Genomic DNA, 22,246 nt, shown 5'->3' with positions numbered 1-22,246 from the left:
GGGATCAGCCCGCGCGCCGCACCACATGCGTGTGGATGGTAAAGGCAACCGCCCTGCTGCGCGGCATCCGTACCACGCACTGGCGCTCCGCCCGCAGATAGCGGCAGGGCGCGGTGGGATCCGCGCGCGTGGGATGATGCAGGTCGCTGTCAGCATAAGGCAGCCGGTTGAACCGCCACAGCGGACGGCCTGGCTGCACCCCATCGAACAGCCGCTGCACCCGCCGCGCCAGACCGGCGTCATATTCCGCCACCGGCGCGTGGATCGCGACCAGGGGCCGCCCCGCCTTGTCGGCCAACCGCCAGCTCGCCGGAAAGCACAACACCGCCGCCACCAGCACATGTTCATCCCCGCGCTTGTCCATCACGCAGATGTCCTGCTGCACAAGATGCCCCAGCGTGCGCAGGGGCGCCTCCCAGTCCAGCACCACCCTGCGCCCGTCCGGGCAGATCACCCGGTTGCCTTCGACCGAGAAGCCGAGCCCCGGCAACAGGGCCAGCGCCTCCTCCAGCACCTCGGTCGCGGCGGCGCGGGCCTCGGGCGGCTCCCACAATACCTTGTCGGGCCGCTCCGCCAGCAGCGCCGCGCGATAAGCCATCTGCGCGGAATAGGTTTCATCCACCCGCAACCAGTCCGTCGCCCCGCAGGGGGCAACACCCGGAAGAGGCCGGTCCTGCGACATCTCGGGTGGCAGGCAGCTGTGCAGTATCTCTTTCATCGCGCGCACCCTTGGGTCAGGAGGGGAACCGGACCCTATTGCCCCAGCGCCTGCGCCAGATCATCGCGCAGATCCCCCACATCTTCGATCCCGACCGACAGCCGCAGCAGCCCCTCGGGAATGCCGGTATCCGGCTCGATCGTGTGGCGATGCTCCACCAGGCTTTCGACCCCGCCGAGCGACGTCGCCCTGTGGAACAGTTGCAACCGGCCCGCCGCCTGAAGGGCCGCCTGCGCCCCGCCCTTCACGACAAATGACAGCAGTCCGCCAAAGCCGCCCTGCATCTGACGCGCCGCCAACGCATGGCCCGGATGATCCGGCAGACCGGGATACATCACCTCTTCTACCCGTGGGTGATCCGACAGGTATGCCGCCAGCGCCTGGGCGGAGCGCGACATTTCCCGCATCCGGAGCGGCAATGTGCGCATCCCCCGCGTCAGCAGCCAGGCCTCCATCGGGGCCAGCACCGCCCCCGCCATGTCGCGGTCCTCGCGGACCATGCGCCAGATCTCACTTTCCCCGTCCGCCACACAGAGTGCGCCGGCCAGAACGTCGGAATGGCCGTTGATCCCCTTGGTCGCGGAATGCATCACGATGTCCGCGCCCAAGGCCAGCGGCTGGCTCAGGACCGGGCTGGCCGCCGTGCTGTCGACCACCAGCTGCGCGCCGACGGCATGCGCCGCCTCTGCCGCGGCGGCGATATCCACGATCCGCAGCCAGGGGTTCGACGGCGTCTCGACCCAGGCGATGGCGGGCCGGTGGGCGGCGCAGGCGGCGGCAAAGGCATCCGTATCAGCGGCTTCGACCTCGTGGAGGGTGATCTGGCGACGGGCACAGAACGCCCGGATCCAGGCGGTGGTGCCCCAGTAGATCTGGCTTTGCACCAGGATGCTGGCCCCGTTGGGCACGGTGCGGAACACCGCCGCCACCGCCGCCATGCCCGAGGGGAACAGCAGCGTGTCTGCTGCACCCTCCAGCCGGGACAGCAGCCGTTCGGCCACGCGCACATTCTCGTTGTGGGACCGCAGGTAGACGTTGCCGGGTACCAGCGGCGCATAATCGTCGTCGCGCGCAAATGTCGTGGCCATATGCACCGCAGGGACAACCCCGCCGGTATGCGCGTCAGCAGCCCCCGCCGCCTGCGCCGCAAGGGTGGCCGGTTGCAATCTTTTGTCAGGCGTGGCGGCCATGAAATACCCTTTCGATCGTGGTGCGTGCCCCTTGCTACACGGCGCATCGCGCCCCCGCCAGCCCCGTTCACGGTCGGGTTCGGCGCGTCACAGTGGCGTGACACGGACTTGCACAGGGCGCGGCAGGGGGTCACTCTCGCTTGCAGCACACAGGGAGCCCGGCATGGCCACAGAGCGCATCACCTTTCCCGGCCATGACGGCAGCGACCTTGCCGCCCGGCTGGATCTGCCCGAAGGGCCGCACCTGGCCACGGCGCTTTTCGCCCATTGCTTCACCTGCGGCAAGGACATCCCCGCAGCCCGCCGGATCGCGGCCCGGCTTGCCGGGATGGGCATCGCGGTGCTGCGGTTCGATTTCACCGGTCTCGGTCATTCGGCGGGGGAATTCGCCAATACCTCCTTCACCTCGAATGTCGCGGATATTGCCGCCGCCGCCCGCTATCTCGACGGGCGCGGGATGGCCCCCGCCCTGCTGATTGGTCATTCGCTGGGCGGTGCTGCGGTGCTCAAGGCAGCACCCGACCTGCCCGAGGTCAAGGCCGTGGCGACCATTGCCGCCCCCTTCGACCCCGGCCACGTTACCCGGAACTTCGCCGAGGCGCTGCCCCGCATCCGGGCCGAGGGCGCGGCCGAGGTGACGCTGGGGGGCCGTCCCTTCCGCATCGGCAAGGGCTTTGTCGAAGACGTGGAACAGGGTGCGCTGGGGCCGGCGCTGGCGCGGCTGACCGCGGCCCTGCTGGTGCTGCATTCGCCCACCGACGACATCGTCGGGATAGACAGCGCCAGCCAGATTTTCCTGGGCGCGACGCACCCCAAGAGCTTTGTTACCCTCGACGGGGCCGACCACCTGGTATCGCGCAGGCGCGACGCGGAATATGTCGCCGGTGTCATCGCCGCCTGGGCGGGGCGGTACCTGCCGCTGACCCCGCCCGCCCCGCCGCCCGGCGCCCCGGAAGGCGTCGTGCGCGTGGCCGAAGCGGATTCCGACGGATTTCTGCACGACATCAACAGCGGCCCGCATCACCACGTCCTGGCGGACGAGCCGCACGCCTACGGCGGCACGAACAAGGGGATGACACCCTACGGTTTCCTCTCTGCCGGACTGGGCGCCTGTACCTCGATGACGATCCGGATGTACGCCCGGCGCAAGGGCTGGCCGTTGGAACATGTCAGCGTCGATGTCTGCCACGACAAGGTGCATGCCCAAGACGCCGAGACCGGTTCAGGCGACAAGATCGACACCTGGCAGCGCCGGATTCGCCTGACCGGAGACCTGAGCGCCGACCAGCGCCAGCGGCTGCTGGAGATCGCCGACAAATGCCCGGTGCACCGCACGCTGGAACGCAGCTCTCGCGTAGTGACCGAACTCCTGGACTAACGGGGCGCCGCTTGTCCTTGGCCCCCTGTCGGTCTATGCACCGCGCAAACGTCAGCTTTCCGGACAGGTGCCCCATGATCCCTCGCTATTCCCGCCCCGAAATGGTTTCCATCTGGTCGCCCGAGACCAAGTTTCGCATCTGGTTCGAGATCGAGGCCCATGCCTGCGACGCCATGGCAGATCTGGGTGTCATCCCGCGCGAAAACGCCGACGCCGTGTGGACGGCCAAGGATGTGGAATTCGACGTCGCCCGCATCGACGAGATCGAGGCCGTGACCAAACACGACGTCATCGCCTTCCTCACGCATCTGGCCGAACATGTCGGCAGCGACGAGGCGCGCTTTGTCCATCAGGGCATGACTTCGTCCGACGTGCTGGACACCTGCCTGAACGTTCAGCTTGTCCGTGCCGCCGACATCCTGATCGCGGATATGGAGGCGCTGCTGGCTGCGCTCAAGCGCCGCGCGATCGAACACAAGGACACGCTGCGCGTGGGCCGCAGCCACGGCATCCACGCCGAACCCACCACCATGGGCCTGACATTTGCACGTTTCTATGCCGAGATGGACCGCAACCTCACGCGCCTGCGTACCGCGCGCGACGAGGTCGCCACCGGCGCCATCTCGGGCGCGGTCGGCACGTTTGCCAATATCGACCCCCGCGTGGAAGAACACGTCTGCGCCAAGCTCGGCCTCACGCCCGAGCCCATTTCCACACAGGTCATCCCCCGCGACCGGCACGCCGCCTTCTTCGCCACGCTTGGCGTCATCGCCTCTTCGGTCGAAAACGTCGCGATCGAAATCCGCCACATGCAGCGCACCGAGGTGCTGGAAGGCGCCGAATTCTTCTCGATGGGCCAGAAAGGCTCGTCCGCCATGCCACACAAGAAGAACCCGGTGCTGACCGAGAACCTGACGGGTCTTGCCCGCCTCGTCCGCATGGCGGTGATCCCGGCGATGGAAAACGTGGCCCTCTGGCACGAACGCGACATCTCGCATTCCTCGGTCGAACGGATGATCGGCCCCGACGCCACCGTGACGCTGGATTTCGCCCTTGCCCGTCTCACCGGCGTCGTGGACAAGATGATCATCTTCCCCGAGAACATGCTGGAGAACATGAACAAGTTCCCCGGCCTCGTGATGTCCCAGCGCGTCCTTCTGGCCCTGACCCAGGCCGGTGTGAGCCGCGAGGACGCCTATGCCATGGTCCAGCGCAACGCGCTCAAGGTCTGGGAACAGCGCACGGATTTCAAAGAGGAACTTCTGGCCGACGCGGACGTGGTGGCCGCCCTGGGCACGGATCAGATCGAAGAGAAATTCGACATGGGCTACCACACCAAACATGTGGACACGATCTTTGCCCGCGTCTTCGGCGACGGGGCCTGACCAACGCGCCCCCTCCCCTTCTTTATGCCAAAAATACCTCATCCCCGGCCCGCCTTTCCGCACAGGCAGTTGGTCGGGGCGCCGATCTGCCCGAAGACTGTGCACAGTGCCCCCCCATTGACGCCACGGCAAGGTCCGGGTTTGAAAAATTGCGCAATCGGTGTAGGTTTAAGCAATCAAGCAAAAGGAGACGGACCATGAAGATCAAGACCCTTGCGATTGCCCTTGCCCTCACCGCCGCGCCGAGCCTCGGCCTCGCCGCCGGATGTTCCTATGGCAAGGAGAAACAGGCGATGTCCTGTGCCGCCGGCACTACCTACGACAGCGCCACGAAAACCTGCATGCCGGTCAGCACCTGATCCGGCATCCTGGAATTCCCGTGCAGACCCGCCGTATCCGCGCGGGTTTTCACGACCGCCTTGACCGCCCTGACCGCCCTGACCGCAGGCGGTGCATCCCCCTGCGGCCACCGTCCATCACGCAACCGTGTCGCATATAGCCACGTTTTTTCTGGCTGTCTGGCGGTTTCTGCCCTTTTATTCAGTTTGACAGTAACGACATACCGGAGACCCCAGATGAAGGTCCTGCTTCTTTCCACCGCATTCGCCTTGCCGTTGGCAACCACCGCCGCCCTGGCCGCAGGCGGCGGCAATGAAACCGCTCCCGAAAAGCCCAAGTGCGAGACCGGGCAGGTCTACGACAAGGCGACCAAGACCTGCATCGTCGCCAAGGACAGCAACCTCGATGTCGATACGCTGTACGAGACGGTGCGCGAACTTGCCTATGCCGGGCGCTACGCAGATGCGCAGGTGATTCTGGCCGAGATGCCGCAGACCGACGACCGCACGCTGACCTACCTCGGCTTTGTTCATCGCAAGATGGGCAATGCCGAACGGGCGATGGGCCATTATCGCGAGGCACTTGTGCTCAATCCGGACAACGTGCTGGCACGGTCCTACATGGGCCAGGGCTTTGTCGAAGCGGGCAATATCGCGGCCGCGATGGATCAGCTCAGGGCGATCCGTGCCCACGGCGGCAGCGGCACCTGGGCCGAGGCTTCGCTGCGGCAGGCCATCGCCACGGGGCGCACCTTCAGCTACTGATTTCAGGCTTCCTTCATCCTTTCGTGTCACAAGCGCCGCAGTGACGGAAGGGGACAGACAGATGAACGATATGGTGCCGATCGGCTCCATGCTTTCGGCGCCCGCAGTGGCGCCGACGGGCGCGCCGATCACCCTCAGCCGGCGGGCAAAGGCTGCCATCGTGGTGCGCCTGCTGCTGAACGAGGGGGCGGACCTCCCGCTGGAGGATCTGCCCGACGAGCTGCAAGAGGCGCTGACCCACCAGATGGGGGCTATGCGGCTGGTGGACCGCGACACGCTCTGCGCCGTGGCGTCCGAATTCGCCGACGAGATCGACAGCATCGGCCTGGCATTTCCTGCCGGGATTGCGGGCGCGCTGGACGCGCTGGACGGCAAGATCAGCCGCCATACCGCGCTGCGCCTGCGCAGGGAAGCCGGGGTGCGCCAGTGGGGCGACCCTTGGGCACGCATCCGCGAACTGGGCGCCGACAGCCTGCTGCCCGTGCTGCAAAACGAAAGCGTGGAGGTGTCGGCGGTGATGCTGGCAAAGCTGCCGGTGCCGTTGGCGGCCGAATTGCTGGGCCGACTGCCCGGTCCGCAGGCCCGCCGGATCACCTATGCCGTGTCGCTGACCAGCGCCGTAACCCCCGAGGCGGTCGACCGGATCGGCCTGTCGCTGGCGATGCAGCTGGACGCGCAGCCCGCCCGGGCCTTTGACGGCGACCCGGTGGCGCGGGTGGGGGCGATCCTGAATTCCTCCAATACCATGACCCGCGACGACGTGTTGACCGGGCTGGACGAAACCGATCAGGGGTTTGCCAACGCGGTGCGCAAGGCGATCTTCACCTTTGGCAACATCCCCGCCCGCATTGCCCGGCGCGACGTGCCGCGCATCCTGCGCGAGGTCCCGCCCGCCAGCCTGCTGACCGCGCTCGCCGGGGCGGAAGCGGCCGGTTTTGCCGCGACGCGGGATTTCATTCTCGAAAACATGTCGGGCCGCATGGCCGACCAGCTGCGCGAGGAAATCGCGGAGACGGGCAAGCTCAAACCGGCGGAAGCGGAAGCGGCGATGAGCGACGTGGTGGGCACCATTCGCCAGATGGAAGCCGCAGGCGATCTGCTGCTGTTGGTAGAGGACGACGGGGAGGACGCCGCCTGACCAAAGAGGAGCAGGCCCGCGCCACCCTTGTTGCGCGGCGCCCCGCGGGCTATGTCAGTGCGACCTGCCCCAATCACGTGGTCCCATGCCCGAACCAGCCACCGCTCCGCCTGCCCTCGGGCGCAAGATCGGTCACTATCTGACCAACGGCCTGGCGGTCGGCATCATCCGCTGCGCCCTCGCCCTGCCTTATGAGACACGGGTGCGTGCCGTTGGCGCGCTGATGCGCAGGGTGCTGGGTCCCGCCGCCGGATACCGAAGGCGGGCGCTGGACAACCTCGCACGGATCCGCCCCGACCTGCCGCCGGACCGGCACCGAGAAATCGCAGCGGGCTGTCTGGACAACGCGGGCCGTACCTTTATCGAGAATTACTCCCACAAGGATTTTCCCGCGCGCATGGCGGGCATCACGCCCGAAGGGCCGGGCCTGACGGCCTTGGAGGACGCGGCGGCGCGGGGCAGACCGGTGATCCTGGTCACAGGACATTTCGGCAATTACGAGGCCACCCGGGCGGCCCTTGTGGCGCGGGGCCATGACATCGGCGGTCTCTACCGCGACATGAAGAACCCCTATTTCAACGCACATTATGTCAAGACGATGGAAGCCTTCGGCGGCCCCGTGTTTCCGCAGGGACGGCGCGGCACGGCAGGTTTCGTGCGCCACTTGCGCGACGGCGGCCAGCTGGTTCTGCTGTTCGATCAGCACGTGCAGTTCGCGCCGATCCTTGATTTCATGGGCGCGCCCGCCCGCACCGCCGTGTCGGCGGCGGAATTGGCGCTGCGCTACGACGCGCTGCTGATCCCGTTCTACAGCATCCGACAGCCTGATGGCGTCAGCTTTCGCAGCGTGCTGGAAGCGCCGATCCCGCACAGCGACCCCGAAACGATGACGCAGGCGCTGAACGACAGCCTGTCGGAAAGGGTGCGGGCCCATCCCGAGCAGTGGTTCTGGGTCCACCGCCGCTGGCGGCCCGACGAATAGCGGTGACTGACGATCCTTCAGCGGTCGATGTTGCGGCAGGCATGTTTCCCGATCACCGCGACCGCACGGCCTGCTCGGTTGCTGCGCGCCGCGCCGCCCTGTCTGACGGACTGTTTGACGGACTGTCTGACGGAATCAGACCGTTCTTCGCAGACATGTCATAAATGAAATGTCATCATCCGGCGGGGTGGGAAAGTTCGTTCGCCAGTGCCGTAGACATTTCGTTCGCCAGTACCGCAGACGTCAGGTCCGGTCGAGCGCGCCAACACGCGACCTTTGGCCTAACGCAGACGTTGCGCCGCCAGGATCGGGCCAGCCTCATCGCTTTGCAGAATCACCACAACCGGCGTGTCGCCACTGATCTCGGCAGTCATCGACAAGGGGGCCGCGCCATCCCACTGGCCCAGCACCTGCCAGCCGTCGACGATATTGGCGTAGCTCAGCGTCTTGCCCCGGTTCTCACCGCGTTCGATCGTGGTGGTGCGGTGTGGCACGTAACGCACCATATGCAGGATGACCGGACCCGACACCTCCTCCAGCGCCTCAGCCTCGATCTTCAGTGTATCGCCCTCGCGCGCGATCTTCAGCGCAACCGGGGCGCCGCGCTGATTGTGTTCGGCAATGGCTTTGCTCAGCTTCATCGGCTTTGCGCCCACGATGTCGGTCTCGCCCTGCACGATCATCTCGGGCGTATAGATCGACTTGCGTCCGGCCTTGTGTGCATAGGCGCGTTGCCGGTCCGCGTGGGCAGGATCGCCAAAGGGGTCTTCCCAGCCGATGTAGTCCCAGTAATCCACGTGCAGCGCCAGCGCGATCACGTCCTCCCGTTCCGCCAGTTCCTCCAGAATGGCATCGGCCGGCGGGCAACTCGAACAGCCCTGCGACGTGAACAGCTCCACAACCACCGGGCTCTCTTGCGAAATCGCGGGAAGCACGGAGCCAAGGCTCAGCGCAGTAACCAGGGGCAGCAGGTATCTCATTTCATTCCAATCTGCGGAGCAACGACCCGGCCAGTAGTATCCATGCGGCCCTGAAATAACCAATCAATGTTTCTTGAAAGCTCGGGCTGTCCAAAAGCCAGGCTTGGTATACCACAGTATACAATTTAATGCCAATGCCCGCGTTTCCCATTGAAACGCGGGCTGCAATAGGCCATCTAGACGTCAAGAACTGCCACCTTTCACAGCCAAGGGAGCCCCTCCATGACGATTCAAGTCGGTCAGGACACCGCCAAGACCCGCAAGACCCTCAGCGCGGGCGATCAGAAAATCGCCTATTACTCCATCCCCGCGGCGCAGGAGGCAGGGCTGGGCGACTTCACCAAGCTGCCTGCCGCGCTCAAGGTGGTGCTGGAGAACATGCTGCGCTTCGAGGACGGCAAGACCGTTACCGTGGACGACATCAAGGCCTTCGCCGAATGGGCAAGCAAAGGCGGCAAGAATCCTCGCGAAATTGCCTATCGCCCCGCACGCGTGCTGATGCAGGACTTTACCGGCGTGCCCGCCGTGGTCGACCTTGCCGCGATGCGCGACGGTCTGGTGGCGCTGGGCGGCGACGCGGACAAGATCAACCCGCTGAACCCCGTCGACCTGGTCATCGACCACTCGGTCATGATCGACGAATTCGGCAACCCCCGCGCCTTCCAGATGAACGTGGACCGCGAATACGAACGCAACATCGAACGCTATACCTTCCTCAAGTGGGGCCAGAAGGCGTTCAACAACTTCCGCGTGGTGCCGCCGGGCACAGGCATCTGCCACCAGGTGAACCTGGAATACCTCGCCCAGACCGTCTGGACCGACAAGGACCAGAACGGTGAAGAGGTCGCCTACCCCGACACGCTGGTGGGCACCGACAGCCACACCACCATGGTCAACGGCGCGGCCGTGCTCGGCTGGGGCGTCGGCGGGATCGAGGCGGAAGCCGCGATGCTGGGTCAGCCGATCTCCATGCTGATCCCCGAAGTCGTCGGCTTCGAGCTGACCGGCAAGATGGTGGAAGGCACCACCGGTACCGACCTGGTGCTGAAGGTTGTCGAGATGCTGCGCGAAAAGGGCGTGGTCAGCAAGTTCGTCGAATTCTTCGGCGACGGGCTCGACACGCTGCCGCTGGCCGACCGCGCGACCATCGCCAACATGGCCCCCGAATACGGCGCCACATGCGGCTTTTTTCCGATCGACGGCGAGACCCTGCGCTACATGCGCACCACGGGCCGCGAAGAGGACCGCATCGCGCTGGTCGAAGCCTATGCCAAGGAGAACGGCATGTGGCGGGATGAAAACTACGCGCCGGTCTACACCGATACGCTGAAGCTCGACATGGGCACCATCGTCCCCGCGATTTCGGGTCCGAAGCGCCCGCAGGACTTCATCGCGCTGACCGAAGCGCACACGGCATTCGCGGAATACGTCAAGGGCGTGCGCGAGGGCAAAGACACGTCCGCCAGTTCGGAAGTCCGCTGGGAAGGCGAAGGCGGCCAGCCCGAACCGCGCGACATCCCCGGCGACGAAGGCAACCACAAGCGCGGCTATGTGCAGACCGAGGACGGCAACTACCAGATCCACGATGGCTCCATCGTGATCGCGTCGATCACGTCCTGCACTAACACCTCGAACCCCTATGTGATGATCGGGGCCGGTCTGGTGGCGCGCAAGGCCCGCGAACTGGGCCTGACCCGCAAGCCCTGGGTCAAGACCTCGCTCGCCCCCGGCTCACAGGTGGTAAGCGCCTACCTTGAGGCAGCCAACCTGCAGGAAGACCTGGATGCGATCGGCTTCAACCTCGTGGGCTATGGCTGCACCACCTGCATCGGCAACTCCGGCCCGCTGGAACCCGCCATCAGCAAGGCGATCAACGACTATGACCTGATCGGCACATCCGTACTGTCCGGCAACCGCAACTTCGAAGGGCGGATTTCGCCCGACGTGCGTGCCAACTACCTCGCCTCCCCGCCCCTGGTGGTGGCCTATGCGCTGGTGGGCGACATGAACGTCGATCTGGCCAATGGTGTTCTGGGCCAGGACAAGGACGGCAACGATGTCTACCTCAAGGACATCTGGCCCTCCACCCAGGAAATCGCGGAGCTGGTGGAACAGACCGTCACGCGCGAGAGCTTTCAGGAGAAATACGCCGACGTCTTCAAGGGCGACGAAGAGTGGCAGAGCGTGGAGACCACGGACGCCAAGACCTACGACTGGCCTCCGCAATCCACCTACGTCCAGAACCCGCCCTACTTCCAGAACATGTCGCCGGAGCCGGGCAAGATCACCAATATCGAGAACGCCCGCGTCCTCGCGGTGCTGGGTGACATGATCACCACCGACCACATCAGCCCGGCGGGATCGTTCAAGGAAAGCACCCCCGCCGGCCAGTACCTGGTCGAACGTCAGGTGCCCGTGCGCGAGTTCAACTCCTACGGGTCGCGTCGCGGCAACCACGAGGTGATGATGCGCGGCACCTTCGCCAACATCCGCATCAAGAACGAGATGCTCGACGGCGTCGAAGGCGGTTACACCAAGGGCCCCGACGGCGAGCAGACCTCGATCTTCGACGCGGCGATGGCCTGGCAGGAAAAGGACACCCCGCTGGTGATCTTCGGCGGCGAACAGTACGGCGCGGGTTCATCGCGCGACTGGGCGGCCAAGGGCACGGCGCTGCTGGGCGTCAAGGCGGTGATCGCCGAGAACTTCGAGCGCATCCACCGCTCGAACCTCGTCGGCATGGGCGTGATCCCCTTCGAGTTCACCAATGGCGACACCCGCAAGACGCTGGGCCTGACCGGGGAAGAAACGGTAAGCATCAGCGGTCTGGACACCATCAAGCCGCTGCAGGAAGTGCCCTGCGAGATCATCATGGCCGACGGGTCAAAGAAGGAGATCATGATCAAATGCCGGATCGATACGGCGATCGAGATCGAATACATCGAACACGGCGGCGTGCTGCACTACGTGCTGCGCGACCTGGCCAAGGGGGACGCCATCGCGGCGGAGTAAGCACGCTTTCAGGCGCGTGACGCAAAGCCCCCCGCCGCGAAATGCAGCGGGGGGCCTTTTTTATGAAACGCTCGGCAGGATCTCGGGGCGGTCATCCCGATGGTATCTGACGGTCACCGGTCAAGCTCCGGTGCAGCATCTCGCGTTACCGTAAAAGCATTGGTTCATGGCGTTTGACAGGCACAATAACCCTGCGTCACTGACAAAGACCGGCGGGATAAGCGCCCCGCAACACTTGCCAGCCTTCAATCCGGTTGCCTACCCTGTCGGTGTACCCCTCTGGCGGTACATCAATGGGAGGACTGAGAATGAACAGATTAAAACTGGGTTTGGCCATCGGGGCCATCAGCATCGGGACCGCTTTATCGGGCCTGGGTGCCGCGTGGGCCGAAAATTTGCCGCGAGGCGACGCGAAAGAGCTAGGCTTCGATCCCGAACGCCTGGCGCGCATGGATGCGACATTCGGCGCGCTCGTGGACAAAGGGATGACGCCAGGCGCGGTGATCATGCTCATCCGGGATGGCCAGATTGCGCATCTGTCGACCATGGGAAACCGCACGCCGGATGGCGAACCGATGACGGAGGACACGATCTTTCGCATCTATTCCATGACAAAACCGATCACCACCGTTGCCGCAATGATGCTGGTGGAAGAAGGGCGGCTGATCCTGAACGCGCCGGTCTCCACCTATCTGCCCGCGTTCAAGGACCTGACCGTCGTGACCGGCGAGACGGACGCCGATGGCAATCCTGAAACCCGGCCTGCGAAAGGCACGATGACGGTTCTCGACCTGATGCGGCATACCTCGGGGCTGACCTACGGCTTCTTTGGTGCCGGACCTGCGCGGGAAGCCTACAACAAAGCGGATGTCTGGAGCGCCGAAAACACGGGCATCGAACAGGCAAACCTGCTGGCCAGCCTGCCGCTCGAACATGATCCCGGCACCACATGGGAATACTCGCGGTCGACGGACGTGCTTGGGGCGGTGGTTGAAACCGTTTCGGGCCAAAGCCTCGAAGAGTTCATGACCACACGCATTTTCGAGCCCTTGGGCATGACCGACACGGCGTTCTATGTGGATGACGAAGCGGACCATCCGCGCATCGCAGAACCTTTCGAGGATCAGGCACAGCTCGGCGAGGGCCGCGTTTTCGACCCGCGCGTGCGCAAGCCGAACCAATCGGGCGGCGGTGGGCTGATGTCGACAGTTCACGATTACTCGAAATTCGCCCAGATGATGCTGAATGGTGGTGAATTGAACGGCGTGCGCCTGCTTTCACCGAAAACCGTGCAATTGATGACATCGAGCCATACGGGCGACATCCAGCCCGGAAAATACTATTTGCCGGGTCCCGGTTACGGGTTTGGCCTGGGGTATGCCGTGCGTCTGGAAGATGGCAACGCGCCGTCCTACGGCTCAGCGGGTGAATTCAACTGGGGCGGCGCCGCCGGAACGGCCTATTACACCGACCCCAAAGAGGACATGATCGCCTTGCTGATGATCCAGTCTCCCGCCAATCGCGGGCCATTGCGCATCATTTTCAAGAACCTGGTCTATCCGACGATCATCGACAGCCGCGCTGACGATTGATCTGTTCGGGCCCCGTCATGCGCGGGGCCTGGAAGGGCTTTCGGGGGATGGGCTCCGGGCCTTTATGCTTCCGTTCAGCACCCCTAATCGCCGCGCGCCGCATTCAGGGCGGGCAGGAACCGCTGCTCGTAATCGCTGCCGACCAATGGGCCGGCAAACCGGAACAGCACCGTGCCGTCGCCGTCCAGGATGAATGTCTCGGGCGGGGCGGTCACGCCCCAGTCGATCGCGGTGCGCCCCTGCGGGTCGAACCCCACGCCGACAAAGGGGTTTTCATCGTCTTCGAGGTATTTGCGCGCGGTGCCCTTCTGGTCCTTGAAGTTGATGCCGATGATGGGCATGCCGCCCTCCGCCATTTCCAGCAGCTTGGGGTGTTCCGCGCGGCAGGGCGGGCACCAGCTGGCCCAGAAGTTGACCAGCGTGACCTCGCCCGAGGCCAACATCTCTGCCGTGGCGGGCGGAAAGCCGTCCAGCGGTGCCTCTGGCACGCCGGGGGCGGCCTGCCCCACGAGGGTCGAGGGCAGCCCCTCTGGATCATCCCGGAACATGCCGACAGCGGCCAGCGCCACGAAGCCGGCAAAGACCAAGGGCGGCGCGATCATCAGAGGTTTAACCATGGCGCCCTGTCTCCTTCTCGGCGGCATCCAGCGTGGCGCGGGCCGCACGGCCCCGGCGCAGGGTCCAGACCACCAGAACCGCCAGCAGCAACAGCGAAATGCCATAGGCCGACAGCACCTCGGCCGAGTATTTTCCCAGGTCGGGCATCATGTCGTCCTCTCCGCCCGCGCGCGCAGTGCCGCCGCGCGGCGCAGCCGGATTTCCGTGCCGGTGCGGTAGAGCACCAGCGCCACGAACAGCAGTCCAAAGCCCACCATGCAGATCACCAGCGGGTAGAAAAACACATCTGACACGCTGCGCCCGCCGGTCGCCACAGGGACCGAAGTGCCCTGGTGCAGCCCCTGATTCCAGAACCGGACGGCATAGCGGCTGAGCACCGCAAAGACCGACCCGACAAGGCAAAGGATCGACGTGAGGTCGGCAGCGGTGTCGGGGTCCTCAATCGCCTCCCACAAAGCGATATAGCCCAGATAGAAGAGGAACAGGATCAGAAACGACGTCAGACGCGGGTCCCAGGCCCACCACGTGCCCCACATAGGCTGCCCCCAGAGAGCGCCGGTCAGCAGGGCGATTACCGTCATCACGACCCCCACGGGGGCCGCGGCCTTGGCCGCCAGGGCGCTGACGTGGTGGCGGCGCACCAGCCAGATCAGCGAGGCCACCAGCATCATGAACCAGGCGTTGATCGCCATCAGGGCTGCCGGTACGTGCAGATAGATGATCTTGACCGTCGACCCCTGCCGGTAATCGTCCGGCGTGCCGAAGAAGCCCCAGATCAGCCCGACGGCGACACAGCCCAGCGACACCACCCAGAGCACAGGCTGAACCCGCGCGCTGAGGGTGAGAAACTTCACCGGGTTTGCATAACTCCAGATCGACATGGGCTACTCCTACTCTGCCGCGCGGCGCTGCTCAATACACGACGGCGCGACGGATTGACCGAGGCGCGGCATCTTCAGCGCAGCCCGATGCGCAGGACGGCCGCGGATGCAAAAGGCATCAGCGCGATCACGGCACATGTGATCCCGGCCAGCATCAGCAGCGGGGACGTCACGTCCTGTTCCGACGCGCCCCGCCGGGCGACCTCGGCCCCGAAAATCAGCGTCGGCACGTACAGCGGCAGCACCAGCAGCGACAGCAGCAGCCCCCCGCGTTTGACCCCCACCGTGAGCGCGGCGCCGAAGCAGCCGATCACCGAAAGCGCAGGCGTGCCCAGCAGCAGCGACACCACAAGCCAGAGGTATCCCGCCGGCGCGAGGTTCAACAGAACGCCCAGCACCGGGGCCAGCAGAACCAGCGGCAGCCCTGTGGTCAGCCAATGGGCCAGCGCCTTGACGCTCAATGCCGCCTCCAGCGGCAGCGGGGCGGTGGCCAGCAGTTCAAGCGTGCCATCCTCGAAATCCAGTGCCAGCAGGCGGTCCAGCGACAGAAGGCACGCCAGCAGCGCACCCAGCCACAGCACACCGGCGGCGATGGCCTGCAAGAGGTCGGGCTGGGGGCCGACGCTGAAAGGGACCAGAACCGTCACGATCAGAAAGAACGCGAGACCGAGGCCAAAGCCGCCCCCCGCCCTGAGCGCCAGCGCCAGGTCGCGCCACAGCAGCGCCCTCACAGGAACGCCTCGTCGCTGGCCCCGGCGCGGGTGGTCGCACTGGCGCGGAAGGGCGTGAGGTCAAGCTCCCGCGCCTCTAGCCCCAGGTCGATGTGCGTGGCAATCAGGGCAGATCCGCCCTGCCCCAGATGCGCGCGCACCGCTGCGGCGAACAACGCCACCGCCCCGGTGTCGAGCGACACGGTAGGTTCGTCCAGCACCCAGACGGGCCGCCCGGTGGTCAGCAGCCGCGCAAGACCCAGACGGCGCTTCTGCCCCGCCGACAGCGTCCCCGCCAAGCGGTCGGCCAGCCCACCCAGGTCAAAGGCGCTCAGCGCGGCGGCGATGTCATCGGTGCCAAAGACCCTGGCCCAGAAGCTGAGGTTTTCGGTCACGGTCAGCATCGCCTTCAGCCCGTCCGCATGAGCGGCATAAGCCACCCGGTCCTCCGCCCCTTCGATGCGGCCCGCCAGCACGGGCTGCAGCCCCGCGATGGCGCGCAGCAGCGTCGTCTTGCCCGCACCGTTCCGCCCCCGCAGGATCAGCGCCTGCCCCGGCTCCAGCACGAAGCCGAGGCCGGTCAGCACCGGCAGGCCGCCGCGGGCAACGGTAAGGTCGGTGGCACGCAACGTCATGATCTGCGGACAACCCGTTCGTTGAGGGCATGGGCAACCGGCAGCCCGGGGCACGACATCCGCCCCATGGCTCAGACCGGCAGCAGCGCGAGGGCGACGCGGCGGCCCTCGCTCAGCAGGACGTTGTAGGTGCGGCACGCGGCGGGCGATGCCATCGCCTCCACCCCGATTCCCACCGCGTCGAGCGGGCCGGACAGCGTTTCCGGCAGGTGGTCGATGTCCGCCCCGGTGCCCACGAACAGGACGTCGATCTGCCCGCGCAATGCCAGCAGAGGTTCGATATCCTCCAGCCCCGCCCAGGTGCGGATGCCGTCGGGCCCCGCGACCAGCGGGCCGTGGATCACCTCGCCACCGATGCGAAAGAAGCCGGGGCCGTAGCCCTCGACGGGTTTGGCGTCGTTAAAGACGATCTCGTTCAGGCGCATGTCACATCCCCTTCCAAATCGGCAGCCCGATGATAGCTGATGCGGCGATGACGAGATAGGCCACCAGGCGAAAAACCCCTTCGGCCGCCGGATCGAACAGCATCGCCCCCAGGCGGTTCGCGATCAGGTTGGGAATGCCGATCAGCAGGCCCAGCACGATGATCTCCCACACCATCAGGTCACTCAGCCAGAGCAGGGCGAACAGCAGGACATCCACCGCCAGAAGGTAGAGAAGGAAATTCGCCCGGATGGTGGCGATGGGCAGGCTGCTTGCCATGTAAAGCATGATGACCGGCGGGCCGGCGATACCGGCAAAACCGGTCATGAAGCCGCCCAGTGCCCCGGTGGCCACGGTCAGGCCGCGCGTCAGCCTGCCACGGTAGCGCCAGCCGGAGATCAACAGCGCCAGCAGCAGCAGCACCACCCCCGAGATGAACCACCCGAATCCGTCGGCAGAGAGCCGCGAAAGACACCACAGCCCCAGCGGCAGGGCAAGGATGACGCCGATCATCAGCAATCCCACGTCGCGCGGGGCACCGTCCCGCCAGGCCGCGCGCAGATTGGGCAGCGGCCCCAGCAGTTCGGTGGCGGCAAGGAAGATGACCGCCTGCACCGGGCTCAGCACAGAGGCCGCGACCGGCATGATGATCATCGCCGAGCCAAAGCCCGAGAAGCCCCGGACCAGCCCCGCCACGATTACCGCCGCCACCAGCCAGATCAGACCCGTGGTCGATCCGGCAGCGGCGAGGACATCAGGCATCAATGTTGGCGTATTGGTTCCCGGCGTTGGCGTCCGGCTTGGACCAGTCGCGCTTGACCCCGAGGTAGAGCACGACGTTCTTGGCCACGTAAACCGATGAATAGGTCCCGACGATCACACCCCAGGTGATGGCAAACACAAAGCCCCGGATCACGTCGCCGCCCAGCACCAGCAACGCGATCAGCGCCAGCAGGGTCGTGCCCGAGGTCATGATCGTCCGGCTCAGCGTTTCGTTGACGGAGAGGTTCATCACCTCGCGCAGCGCGCGCTTCTTGTACTTGCGCAGATTTTCCCGCAACCGGTCAAAGATCACCACGGTGTCGTTGATCGAATACCCGATGATGGTCAGGATCGCGGCGATCACCGGCAGGTCGAAACGGATCTGCAACAGTGAAAAGATGCCGATGGTCAGGATCACGTCATGGAACAGCGCCGCGACCGCGCCGACCGAGAATTGCCATTCGAAGCGCAACCAGATGTAGATCAGGATCGCCCCCAGGGACGCCCCGACCGCAATCAGCGCGGTGGTGATCAATTCGCCCGACACCTTGGGGCCGACAGATTCGACCGAAGTGAACTGAATGTCCGGCGCCACGGTCTGCAACGCGGTCTGGATGCTGGCGATCAGCTCGGGCGTGGCCGATTCCTGGCCTTCCTGCGACTGGATGCGCACCATGGCCACGTGGCGGGTGCCGTCGCTGGTGGGGTCGTATACCTCGGAGATGGTGACATCGCCCAGTTCCAGCGGGTCCAGCGCCGCGCGGTACTCGGCCACATCCACCGGCGTGTCGCTGGCGGTGCGCAGGCTGGTGCCGCCCTGAAAGTCGATGCCGTAGTTCAGGCCCATGAAGAACCAGACCACCAGCGCCAGAACCATGGCCACGCAGGACGCGCCGAAGGTTGCGGGCGCGTATCTGAAAAAGTCGATGCTGGTGTCGTCGGGGATCAGTCTCAGGCGCATGTCAGACCTCTATCGTCTTGGGACGGCGGCGTTCGAACCAGATGACCACCATCAGGCGCGTCACGAAATAGGCGGTGAAGACCGATGTCACGATCCCGAGGCCAAGTGTCACCGCGAACCCCCGCACCGGGCCGGACCCAAGCGCGAAGAGGATCGTGGCGATGATGAACGTGGTGATGTTGGCATCCAGAATGGCGCTGAGCGCGCGTTCGTAGCCCAGCGAAATCGCCCGCGCGGGGCCCTTTGCCGTCTTCAGTTCTTCGCGGATACGTTCGAAGATCAGCACGTTGGCATCCACCGCCATGCCCACGGTCAGCACGATCCCGGCGATGCCCGGCAGCGTCAGCGTCGCGCCGATCAGGCTGAGCAGGCCAAAGATAAGACCGACGTTGATGATCAGCGCGATATTGGCGAACAGGCCGAACAGCCCGTAGGTCATTGCCATGAACAGCAGCACCGCGACAAAGGCCACCATCGTCGCCAGCTTGCCCGCGTCGATGCTGTCCTGCCCCAGTTCCGGCCCGATCGTCCGCTCTTCGACAAAGGTCAGGCCCGCAGGCAACGCGCCCGCCCGCAGCAGCACGGCCAGATTGGTCGATTCCTCGACCGTGAAATTGCCGGTGATGATGCCGGACCCGCCGGGAATATGGCTCTGGATCACGGGGGCGCTGATGACCTCGTCGTCCAGCACGATCGCGAAGGGCGAGCCGATGTTCTCGGCGGTGTAATTGCCGAACTTGCGCGCGCCGGTGGTGTCAAAGCGGAAGCTGACAGCGGGCGATCCGTTCTGGTCGAAGGACGGCTGCGCATCCACCAGCTCGTCGCCGGTGACGACCGGCGCGGTCTCGATGGTGTAGTATTCGCCCTCGTTGTCGAGAGACGGCAGCAGCGAGTTGCCGATGCCGGGGCTGGCGTTGGCGTCGGTGCCGCGACTGATGACCGGGTTGAAGGTCAGCTGCGCGGTGGTCCCGATGATCTCTTTCAGCTCGGACGCCGAACCGATGCCGGGCACCTGGATCAGGATGCGGTCCGCGCCCTGCCGCTGGATCGTGGGTTCGCGGGTGCCGACCTCGTCGATGCGGCGGCGGATGATCTCGAGGCTCTGCTGCATCGTGCGCTCGTCCGTCGCCTGTTTCTCGGCCTCGGACAGGGTGATCGTGATCAGCCCCTCGTTCCCGGTCACGTCGATGTCGCTCGCCCCCGCGCCGGTCAGCGTCTGCACGGGGCGCGACAGGTCACGGACGATCTGCATCGCCTCGGGCATGACGGAAGCATCCTGGAGCCGCACCTGCAGCTGGCCGTCCGGTGCATCCTGACGGCGGACCGGCGTCAGATCGCGCAGCGCATCGCGCACCTCGGGCCAGGTGGCTTCCATCCGGCTCTTGTAGACGTCCTGCACCTGCACCTCGGCCAGCAGATGCGCACCGCCCCGCAGGTCAAGGCCGAGGTTGACGAGACCGGAGGGCATCCATTCCGGCCAGAGCGCCAGCTGCGCCTCCAGTTCCTGCGACGCCCCGCCCTGCTCAATCGCGCGGGCGGCGTCGTTGTGCTGCTCCACGGGGCCGTAGAACGCGTTCGGAAGGGCCACCCACAGGCCCGCCGCGCAGGTCAGGATGATGAGTATCCGCTTCCACAGATCAATCTGGAGCATGGTATGGCCTTTGCGTGACGGCGTGGGGCGGCGGGATTACTTCGTCGGTTCGGTCTTGGACACGACGGTGGCGATGGTCGATTGCACCACGCGGACCTTTACGCCATCCGCGATTTCCACCTCGATCTCGCCGTCTTCCTTGACCTTGACGACCTTGCCGATCAGCCCGCCCTGCGTGACCACCTGATCGCCGCGCCGCAGGCCCGCAACCATCGCCTGATGTTCCTTGGCCTTTTTCTGCTGCGGGCGGATCAACAGGAAATACATGATCGCGAAGATCAGGATCAGCGGCACGAATTGCTCAAAACCTTGCATGGAGATGGTCCTTCTGGGTGGGGCCGGCCGACCCCAAAGGCGCGACCGCGAATTTTGCCGGAACCTAAGCGCGGTGCGGGCCGTGTGCAAGGCGGAAAGGGGAATGAATGGGTGGACAGATGGGCGCAGGGTGGATGAACGTGGGGCGGGTACACTCAAGGAACAGGGGGCCTTGCCTGCGTGACACATACCATGATCGAAGTTCCGGCATATCTGGTGCTGCTGATCGGCATCGTTCTTGCCGCTTACCTGATCGCGAAATTGCCGCTGTCGGCACCCAGCGGGACACAGCTTGAATTGGAATTCGACCCTTGGTTCGACCTCGCCCCCGCATGGCGCGACTTCCAGCGCTCCATCGGTCAGGACCCGGACGACCCCAAATAGCCTACCGTTCCGGCCCGAGTTGCGGCATAAGGCGGCGCAACGACTCAAATTGCCCAAGGACGCATCCCATGCACGACATCCGCGCCATCCGCGAGAACCCCGCCGCCCTTGACGCCGCACTGTCCCGGCGCGGCGATGCGCCGGTCTCTGCCGCCGTTCTGGAACTGGACGCGGCGCGGCGGGGCAAGATCTCGGCCGCCGAAGCGGCGCAGGCGGAACAGAACGCCGCCTCCAAGCAGGTCGGCGCCGCCAAGGCCAAGGGCGACGAGGCGGAATTCGAGCGTCTGCGCGCGCTGGTGGGCGAAAAGAAGGCCGAGGTGGCCGCCATGCAGGCCGAGGCCAAGGAGCTGGACGCGCAGCTGACCGACATGCTGGCGCGCATTCCCAACACGCCTGCCGATGACGTGCCGGACGGGGCGGACGAAAACGACAACGTCGAGGTCAACCGCTGGGGCGACATCCCCGCGTTCGATTTCACCCCCAAGGAGCATTACGAGATCGAAGGCGTCGCGGCGGCGATGGATTTCGACACGGCGGCAAAGATTTCCGGCAGCCGTTTCGTGCTGCTGTCGGGGGCGGTGGCCCGCATTCACCGGGCGCTGGCGCAGTTCATGATCAACACCCACGTGGACGAGAACGGGCTGACCGAGGTGAACCCGCCGGTGTTGGTCAAGGACGATGCGATGTATGGCACCGACAAGCTGCCGAAGTTCGGCGAAGACAGCTATCGCACCGAAGAGGGCATGTGGCTGGTGCCGACCTCCGAAGTGCCGCTGACCTATATCGTGGCCGATCACGTGCTGGAGGAAAGCTATCTGCCGCGCCGCTACACCGCGCATACGCTGTGTTTCCGGTCCGAAGCGGGCAGCGCGGGGCGCGACACGGCGGGCATGCTGCGCCAGCACCAGTTCGAAAAGGTCGAGATGGTCAGCATCACGCATCCCGATGAAAGTGACGCGGAGCAGAAGCGCATGCTGCGATGCGCCGAGGGGATACTGGAGGCGCTGGGGATCCCCTACCGCACCGTCATCCTGTGCACCGGCGACATGGGGTTCGGCGCGCGGCGCACCTATGACATCGAGGCCTGGGTGCCGGGACAGAACACCTACCGCGAGATTTCCTCCGTCTCGACCACAGGCGATTTCCAGGCGCGGCGCATGAACGCGCGGTTCAAGCCCAGGGACGGCGGCAAGCCGCAGTTCCTGCACACGCTGAACGGGTCCGGTCTGGCCGTGGGGCGCTGCCTGATCGCGGTGCTGGAGAACGGCCAGCAGGCAGACGGGTCGGTTGTCCTGCCCGAGGCGCTGGCGCCCTATCTGGGCGGCAAGACCCTGCTGGCGGCGGACGGCACCCTGCGCTGAGCCGGCGCGCGGGCACGTTGCCTTGGGGTGGCGGGCCGCTATCTGTGGGAAATGATCCCGAACAGAA

Annotated in this window: 23 protein-coding genes; 10 read left to right on the top strand and 13 right to left on the bottom strand. The window is 65.4% G+C overall.

The window, feature by feature from the left end; translation table 11 throughout:
- Positions 1–4: 4 nt before the first annotated feature.
- Positions 5–718, bottom strand: coding sequence for a DUF3445 domain-containing protein (locus tag FIU94_RS11490; protein ID WP_152465928.1), 714 nt, complete (start codon positions 716–718; stop codon positions 5–7).
- Positions 719–753: 35 nt separating this feature from the next.
- Entirely contained in the window at positions 754–1,908 is a 1,155-nt protein-coding gene (locus FIU94_RS11485; RefSeq protein WP_152465927.1) for a PLP-dependent aspartate aminotransferase family protein, read from the bottom strand.
- Between the two features lie 163 nt (positions 1,909–2,071).
- Between FIU94_RS11485 and FIU94_RS11480 the strand changes: the two genes are divergently transcribed.
- From FIU94_RS11480 to FIU94_RS11460, 6 genes are all read left to right on the top strand, one after another.
- A complete protein-coding gene (locus tag FIU94_RS11480; protein WP_152465926.1) occupies positions 2,072–3,286 on the top strand; it encodes an alpha/beta fold hydrolase in 1,215 nt (404 codons plus the stop codon).
- 74 nt (positions 3,287–3,360) lie between these two features.
- Positions 3,361–4,671 (top strand): adenylosuccinate lyase, encoded by a 1,311-nt coding sequence (gene purB / locus FIU94_RS11475; protein WP_152465925.1) that lies wholly within the window; start codon positions 3,361–3,363, stop codon positions 4,669–4,671.
- A 197-nt stretch (positions 4,672–4,868) separates the two neighbouring features.
- Complete coding sequence (locus FIU94_RS20895; protein ID WP_172975893.1) at positions 4,869–5,030, top strand: hypothetical protein; 162 nt, start codon at positions 4,869–4,871, stop codon at positions 5,028–5,030.
- 216 nt (positions 5,031–5,246) lie between these two features.
- Complete coding sequence (locus tag FIU94_RS11470) at positions 5,247–5,774, top strand: tetratricopeptide repeat protein (RefSeq protein ID WP_152465924.1); 528 nt, start codon at positions 5,247–5,249, stop codon at positions 5,772–5,774.
- Positions 5,775–5,835: 61 nt separating this feature from the next.
- Positions 5,836–6,912, top strand: a complete 1,077-nt coding sequence (locus FIU94_RS11465; RefSeq protein ID WP_152465923.1) for a flagellar motor switch protein FliG — start codon at positions 5,836–5,838, stop codon at positions 6,910–6,912.
- 85 nt (positions 6,913–6,997) lie between these two features.
- The gene (locus tag FIU94_RS11460; protein ID WP_152465922.1) at positions 6,998–7,894 is read left to right on the top strand and encodes a lysophospholipid acyltransferase family protein; all 897 of its coding nucleotides are present in this window, start codon (positions 6,998–7,000) and stop codon (positions 7,892–7,894) included.
- Between the two features lie 281 nt (positions 7,895–8,175).
- Here the strand turns inward: FIU94_RS11460 and FIU94_RS11455 are convergent, their stop codons facing one another.
- Positions 8,176–8,874, bottom strand: coding sequence for a thioredoxin family protein (locus FIU94_RS11455; RefSeq protein WP_152465921.1), 699 nt, complete (start codon positions 8,872–8,874; stop codon positions 8,176–8,178).
- 222 nt (positions 8,875–9,096) lie between these two features.
- Between FIU94_RS11455 and acnA the strand changes: the two genes are divergently transcribed.
- Both acnA and FIU94_RS11445 read left to right on the top strand, forming a co-directional pair.
- Positions 9,097–11,886, top strand: coding sequence for an aconitate hydratase AcnA (gene acnA, locus FIU94_RS11450; RefSeq protein ID WP_152465920.1), 2,790 nt, complete (start codon positions 9,097–9,099; stop codon positions 11,884–11,886).
- A 308-nt stretch (positions 11,887–12,194) separates the two neighbouring features.
- Positions 12,195–13,478 (top strand): serine hydrolase, encoded by a 1,284-nt coding sequence (locus FIU94_RS11445; RefSeq protein ID WP_152465919.1) that lies wholly within the window; start codon positions 12,195–12,197, stop codon positions 13,476–13,478.
- An 83-nt stretch (positions 13,479–13,561) separates the two neighbouring features.
- Here FIU94_RS11445 and FIU94_RS11440 read toward each other — a convergent pair whose 3' ends face one another.
- From FIU94_RS11440 to yajC, 10 genes are all read right to left on the bottom strand, one after another.
- Positions 13,562–14,095, bottom strand: coding sequence for a DsbE family thiol:disulfide interchange protein (locus tag FIU94_RS11440; protein WP_254702525.1), 534 nt, complete (start codon positions 14,093–14,095; stop codon positions 13,562–13,564).
- Positions 14,088–14,243 carry a heme exporter protein CcmD gene (gene ccmD, locus FIU94_RS11435; RefSeq protein ID WP_152467026.1) on the bottom strand — a complete coding sequence of 52 codons (156 nt, stop codon included), beginning with the start codon at positions 14,241–14,243 and terminating at the stop codon, positions 14,088–14,090. The genes FIU94_RS11440 and ccmD overlap by 8 nt, the downstream gene beginning before the upstream one ends.
- On the bottom strand, positions 14,243–14,977 hold the full coding sequence (locus FIU94_RS11430; RefSeq protein WP_152465918.1) for a heme ABC transporter permease: 735 nt from the start codon (positions 14,975–14,977) through the stop codon (positions 14,243–14,245). Before FIU94_RS11430 ends, ccmD begins: the two co-directional genes overlap by 1 nt.
- Before the next feature lie 74 nt (positions 14,978–15,051).
- Entirely contained in the window at positions 15,052–15,708 is a 657-nt protein-coding gene (gene ccmB / locus FIU94_RS11425) for a heme exporter protein CcmB (protein ID WP_152465917.1), read from the bottom strand.
- Positions 15,705–16,322: a heme ABC exporter ATP-binding protein CcmA gene (ccmA, locus tag FIU94_RS11420; protein ID WP_152465916.1), complete on the bottom strand. Its 618-nt coding sequence runs from the start codon at positions 16,320–16,322 to the stop codon at positions 15,705–15,707. The genes ccmB and ccmA overlap by 4 nt, the downstream gene beginning before the upstream one ends.
- Positions 16,323–16,393: 71 nt before the next feature.
- On the bottom strand, positions 16,394–16,747 hold the full coding sequence (locus FIU94_RS11415) for an Mth938-like domain-containing protein (RefSeq protein ID WP_152465915.1): 354 nt from the start codon (positions 16,745–16,747) through the stop codon (positions 16,394–16,396).
- Position 16,748: 1 nt separating this feature from the next.
- Positions 16,749–17,507, bottom strand: a complete 759-nt coding sequence (locus tag FIU94_RS11410; protein ID WP_152465914.1) for a sulfite exporter TauE/SafE family protein — start codon at positions 17,505–17,507, stop codon at positions 16,749–16,751.
- Entirely contained in the window at positions 17,500–18,468 is a 969-nt protein-coding gene (gene secF / locus FIU94_RS11405; protein ID WP_152465913.1) for a protein translocase subunit SecF, read from the bottom strand. The genes FIU94_RS11410 and secF overlap by 8 nt, the downstream gene beginning before the upstream one ends.
- A 1-nt stretch (position 18,469) precedes the next feature.
- On the bottom strand, positions 18,470–20,119 hold the full coding sequence (gene secD / locus FIU94_RS11400; protein ID WP_152465912.1) for a protein translocase subunit SecD: 1,650 nt from the start codon (positions 20,117–20,119) through the stop codon (positions 18,470–18,472).
- Between the two features lie 36 nt (positions 20,120–20,155).
- On the bottom strand, positions 20,156–20,434 hold the full coding sequence (gene yajC / locus FIU94_RS11395; RefSeq protein ID WP_152465911.1) for a preprotein translocase subunit YajC: 279 nt from the start codon (positions 20,432–20,434) through the stop codon (positions 20,156–20,158).
- Between the two features lie 180 nt (positions 20,435–20,614).
- On the opposite strand from yajC, the gene FIU94_RS11390 reads away from it, so the two are divergent.
- Positions 20,615–20,818 carry a hypothetical protein gene (locus tag FIU94_RS11390; protein WP_152465910.1) on the top strand — a complete coding sequence of 68 codons (204 nt, stop codon included), beginning with the start codon at positions 20,615–20,617 and terminating at the stop codon, positions 20,816–20,818.
- 68 nt (positions 20,819–20,886) lie between these two features.
- Entirely contained in the window at positions 20,887–22,179 is a 1,293-nt protein-coding gene (serS, locus tag FIU94_RS11385) for a serine--tRNA ligase (protein WP_152465909.1), read from the top strand.
- Positions 22,180–22,246 lie beyond the last annotated feature (67 nt).

This window comes from Sulfitobacter sp. THAF37 (assembly GCF_009363555.1).
In the GTDB taxonomy this organism is placed as follows: Bacteria; Pseudomonadota; Alphaproteobacteria; order Rhodobacterales; family Rhodobacteraceae; genus Sulfitobacter.
This window is presented reverse-complemented; position numbering and strand designations above follow the sequence as displayed.

What these genes read in the sequence shown, in the direction of transcription:
- FIU94_RS11490 (WP_152465928.1), bottom strand. Translation starts at nt 718, where the DNA reads ATGAAAGAGATACTGCACAGCTGCCTGCCACCCGAGATGTCGCAGGAC.
- FIU94_RS11485 (WP_152465927.1), bottom strand. Translation starts at nt 1,908, where the DNA reads ATGGCCGCCACGCCTGACAAAAGATTGCAACCGGCCACCCTTGCGGCG.
- FIU94_RS11480 (WP_152465926.1), top strand. Translation starts at nt 2,072, where the DNA reads ATGGCCACAGAGCGCATCACCTTTCCCGGCCATGACGGCAGCGACCTT.
- purB (WP_152465925.1), top strand. Translation starts at nt 3,361, where the DNA reads ATGATCCCTCGCTATTCCCGCCCCGAAATGGTTTCCATCTGGTCGCCC.
- FIU94_RS20895 (WP_172975893.1), top strand. Translation starts at nt 4,869, where the DNA reads ATGAAGATCAAGACCCTTGCGATTGCCCTTGCCCTCACCGCCGCGCCG.
- FIU94_RS11470 (WP_152465924.1), top strand. Translation starts at nt 5,247, where the DNA reads ATGAAGGTCCTGCTTCTTTCCACCGCATTCGCCTTGCCGTTGGCAACC.
- FIU94_RS11465 (WP_152465923.1), top strand. Translation starts at nt 5,836, where the DNA reads ATGAACGATATGGTGCCGATCGGCTCCATGCTTTCGGCGCCCGCAGTG.
- FIU94_RS11460 (WP_152465922.1), top strand. Translation starts at nt 6,998, where the DNA reads ATGCCCGAACCAGCCACCGCTCCGCCTGCCCTCGGGCGCAAGATCGGT.
- FIU94_RS11455 (WP_152465921.1), bottom strand. Translation starts at nt 8,874, where the DNA reads ATGAGATACCTGCTGCCCCTGGTTACTGCGCTGAGCCTTGGCTCCGTG.
- acnA (WP_152465920.1), top strand. Translation starts at nt 9,097, where the DNA reads ATGACGATTCAAGTCGGTCAGGACACCGCCAAGACCCGCAAGACCCTC.
- FIU94_RS11445 (WP_152465919.1), top strand. Translation starts at nt 12,195, where the DNA reads ATGAACAGATTAAAACTGGGTTTGGCCATCGGGGCCATCAGCATCGGG.
- FIU94_RS11440 (WP_254702525.1), bottom strand. Translation starts at nt 14,095, where the DNA reads ATGGTTAAACCTCTGATGATCGCGCCGCCCTTGGTCTTTGCCGGCTTC.
- ccmD (WP_152467026.1), bottom strand. Translation starts at nt 14,243, where the DNA reads ATGCCCGACCTGGGAAAATACTCGGCCGAGGTGCTGTCGGCCTATGGC.
- FIU94_RS11430 (WP_152465918.1), bottom strand. Translation starts at nt 14,977, where the DNA reads ATGTCGATCTGGAGTTATGCAAACCCGGTGAAGTTTCTCACCCTCAGC.
- ccmA (WP_152465916.1), bottom strand. Translation starts at nt 16,322, where the DNA reads ATGACGTTGCGTGCCACCGACCTTACCGTTGCCCGCGGCGGCCTGCCG.
- FIU94_RS11415 (WP_152465915.1), bottom strand. Translation starts at nt 16,747, where the DNA reads ATGCGCCTGAACGAGATCGTCTTTAACGACGCCAAACCCGTCGAGGGC.
- FIU94_RS11410 (WP_152465914.1), bottom strand. Translation starts at nt 17,507, where the DNA reads ATGCCTGATGTCCTCGCCGCTGCCGGATCGACCACGGGTCTGATCTGG.
- secF (WP_152465913.1), bottom strand. Translation starts at nt 18,468, where the DNA reads ATGCGCCTGAGACTGATCCCCGACGACACCAGCATCGACTTTTTCAGA.
- secD (WP_152465912.1), bottom strand. Translation starts at nt 20,119, where the DNA reads ATGCTCCAGATTGATCTGTGGAAGCGGATACTCATCATCCTGACCTGC.
- yajC (WP_152465911.1), bottom strand. Translation starts at nt 20,434, where the DNA reads ATGCAAGGTTTTGAGCAATTCGTGCCGCTGATCCTGATCTTCGCGATC.
- serS (WP_152465909.1), top strand. Translation starts at nt 20,887, where the DNA reads ATGCACGACATCCGCGCCATCCGCGAGAACCCCGCCGCCCTTGACGCC.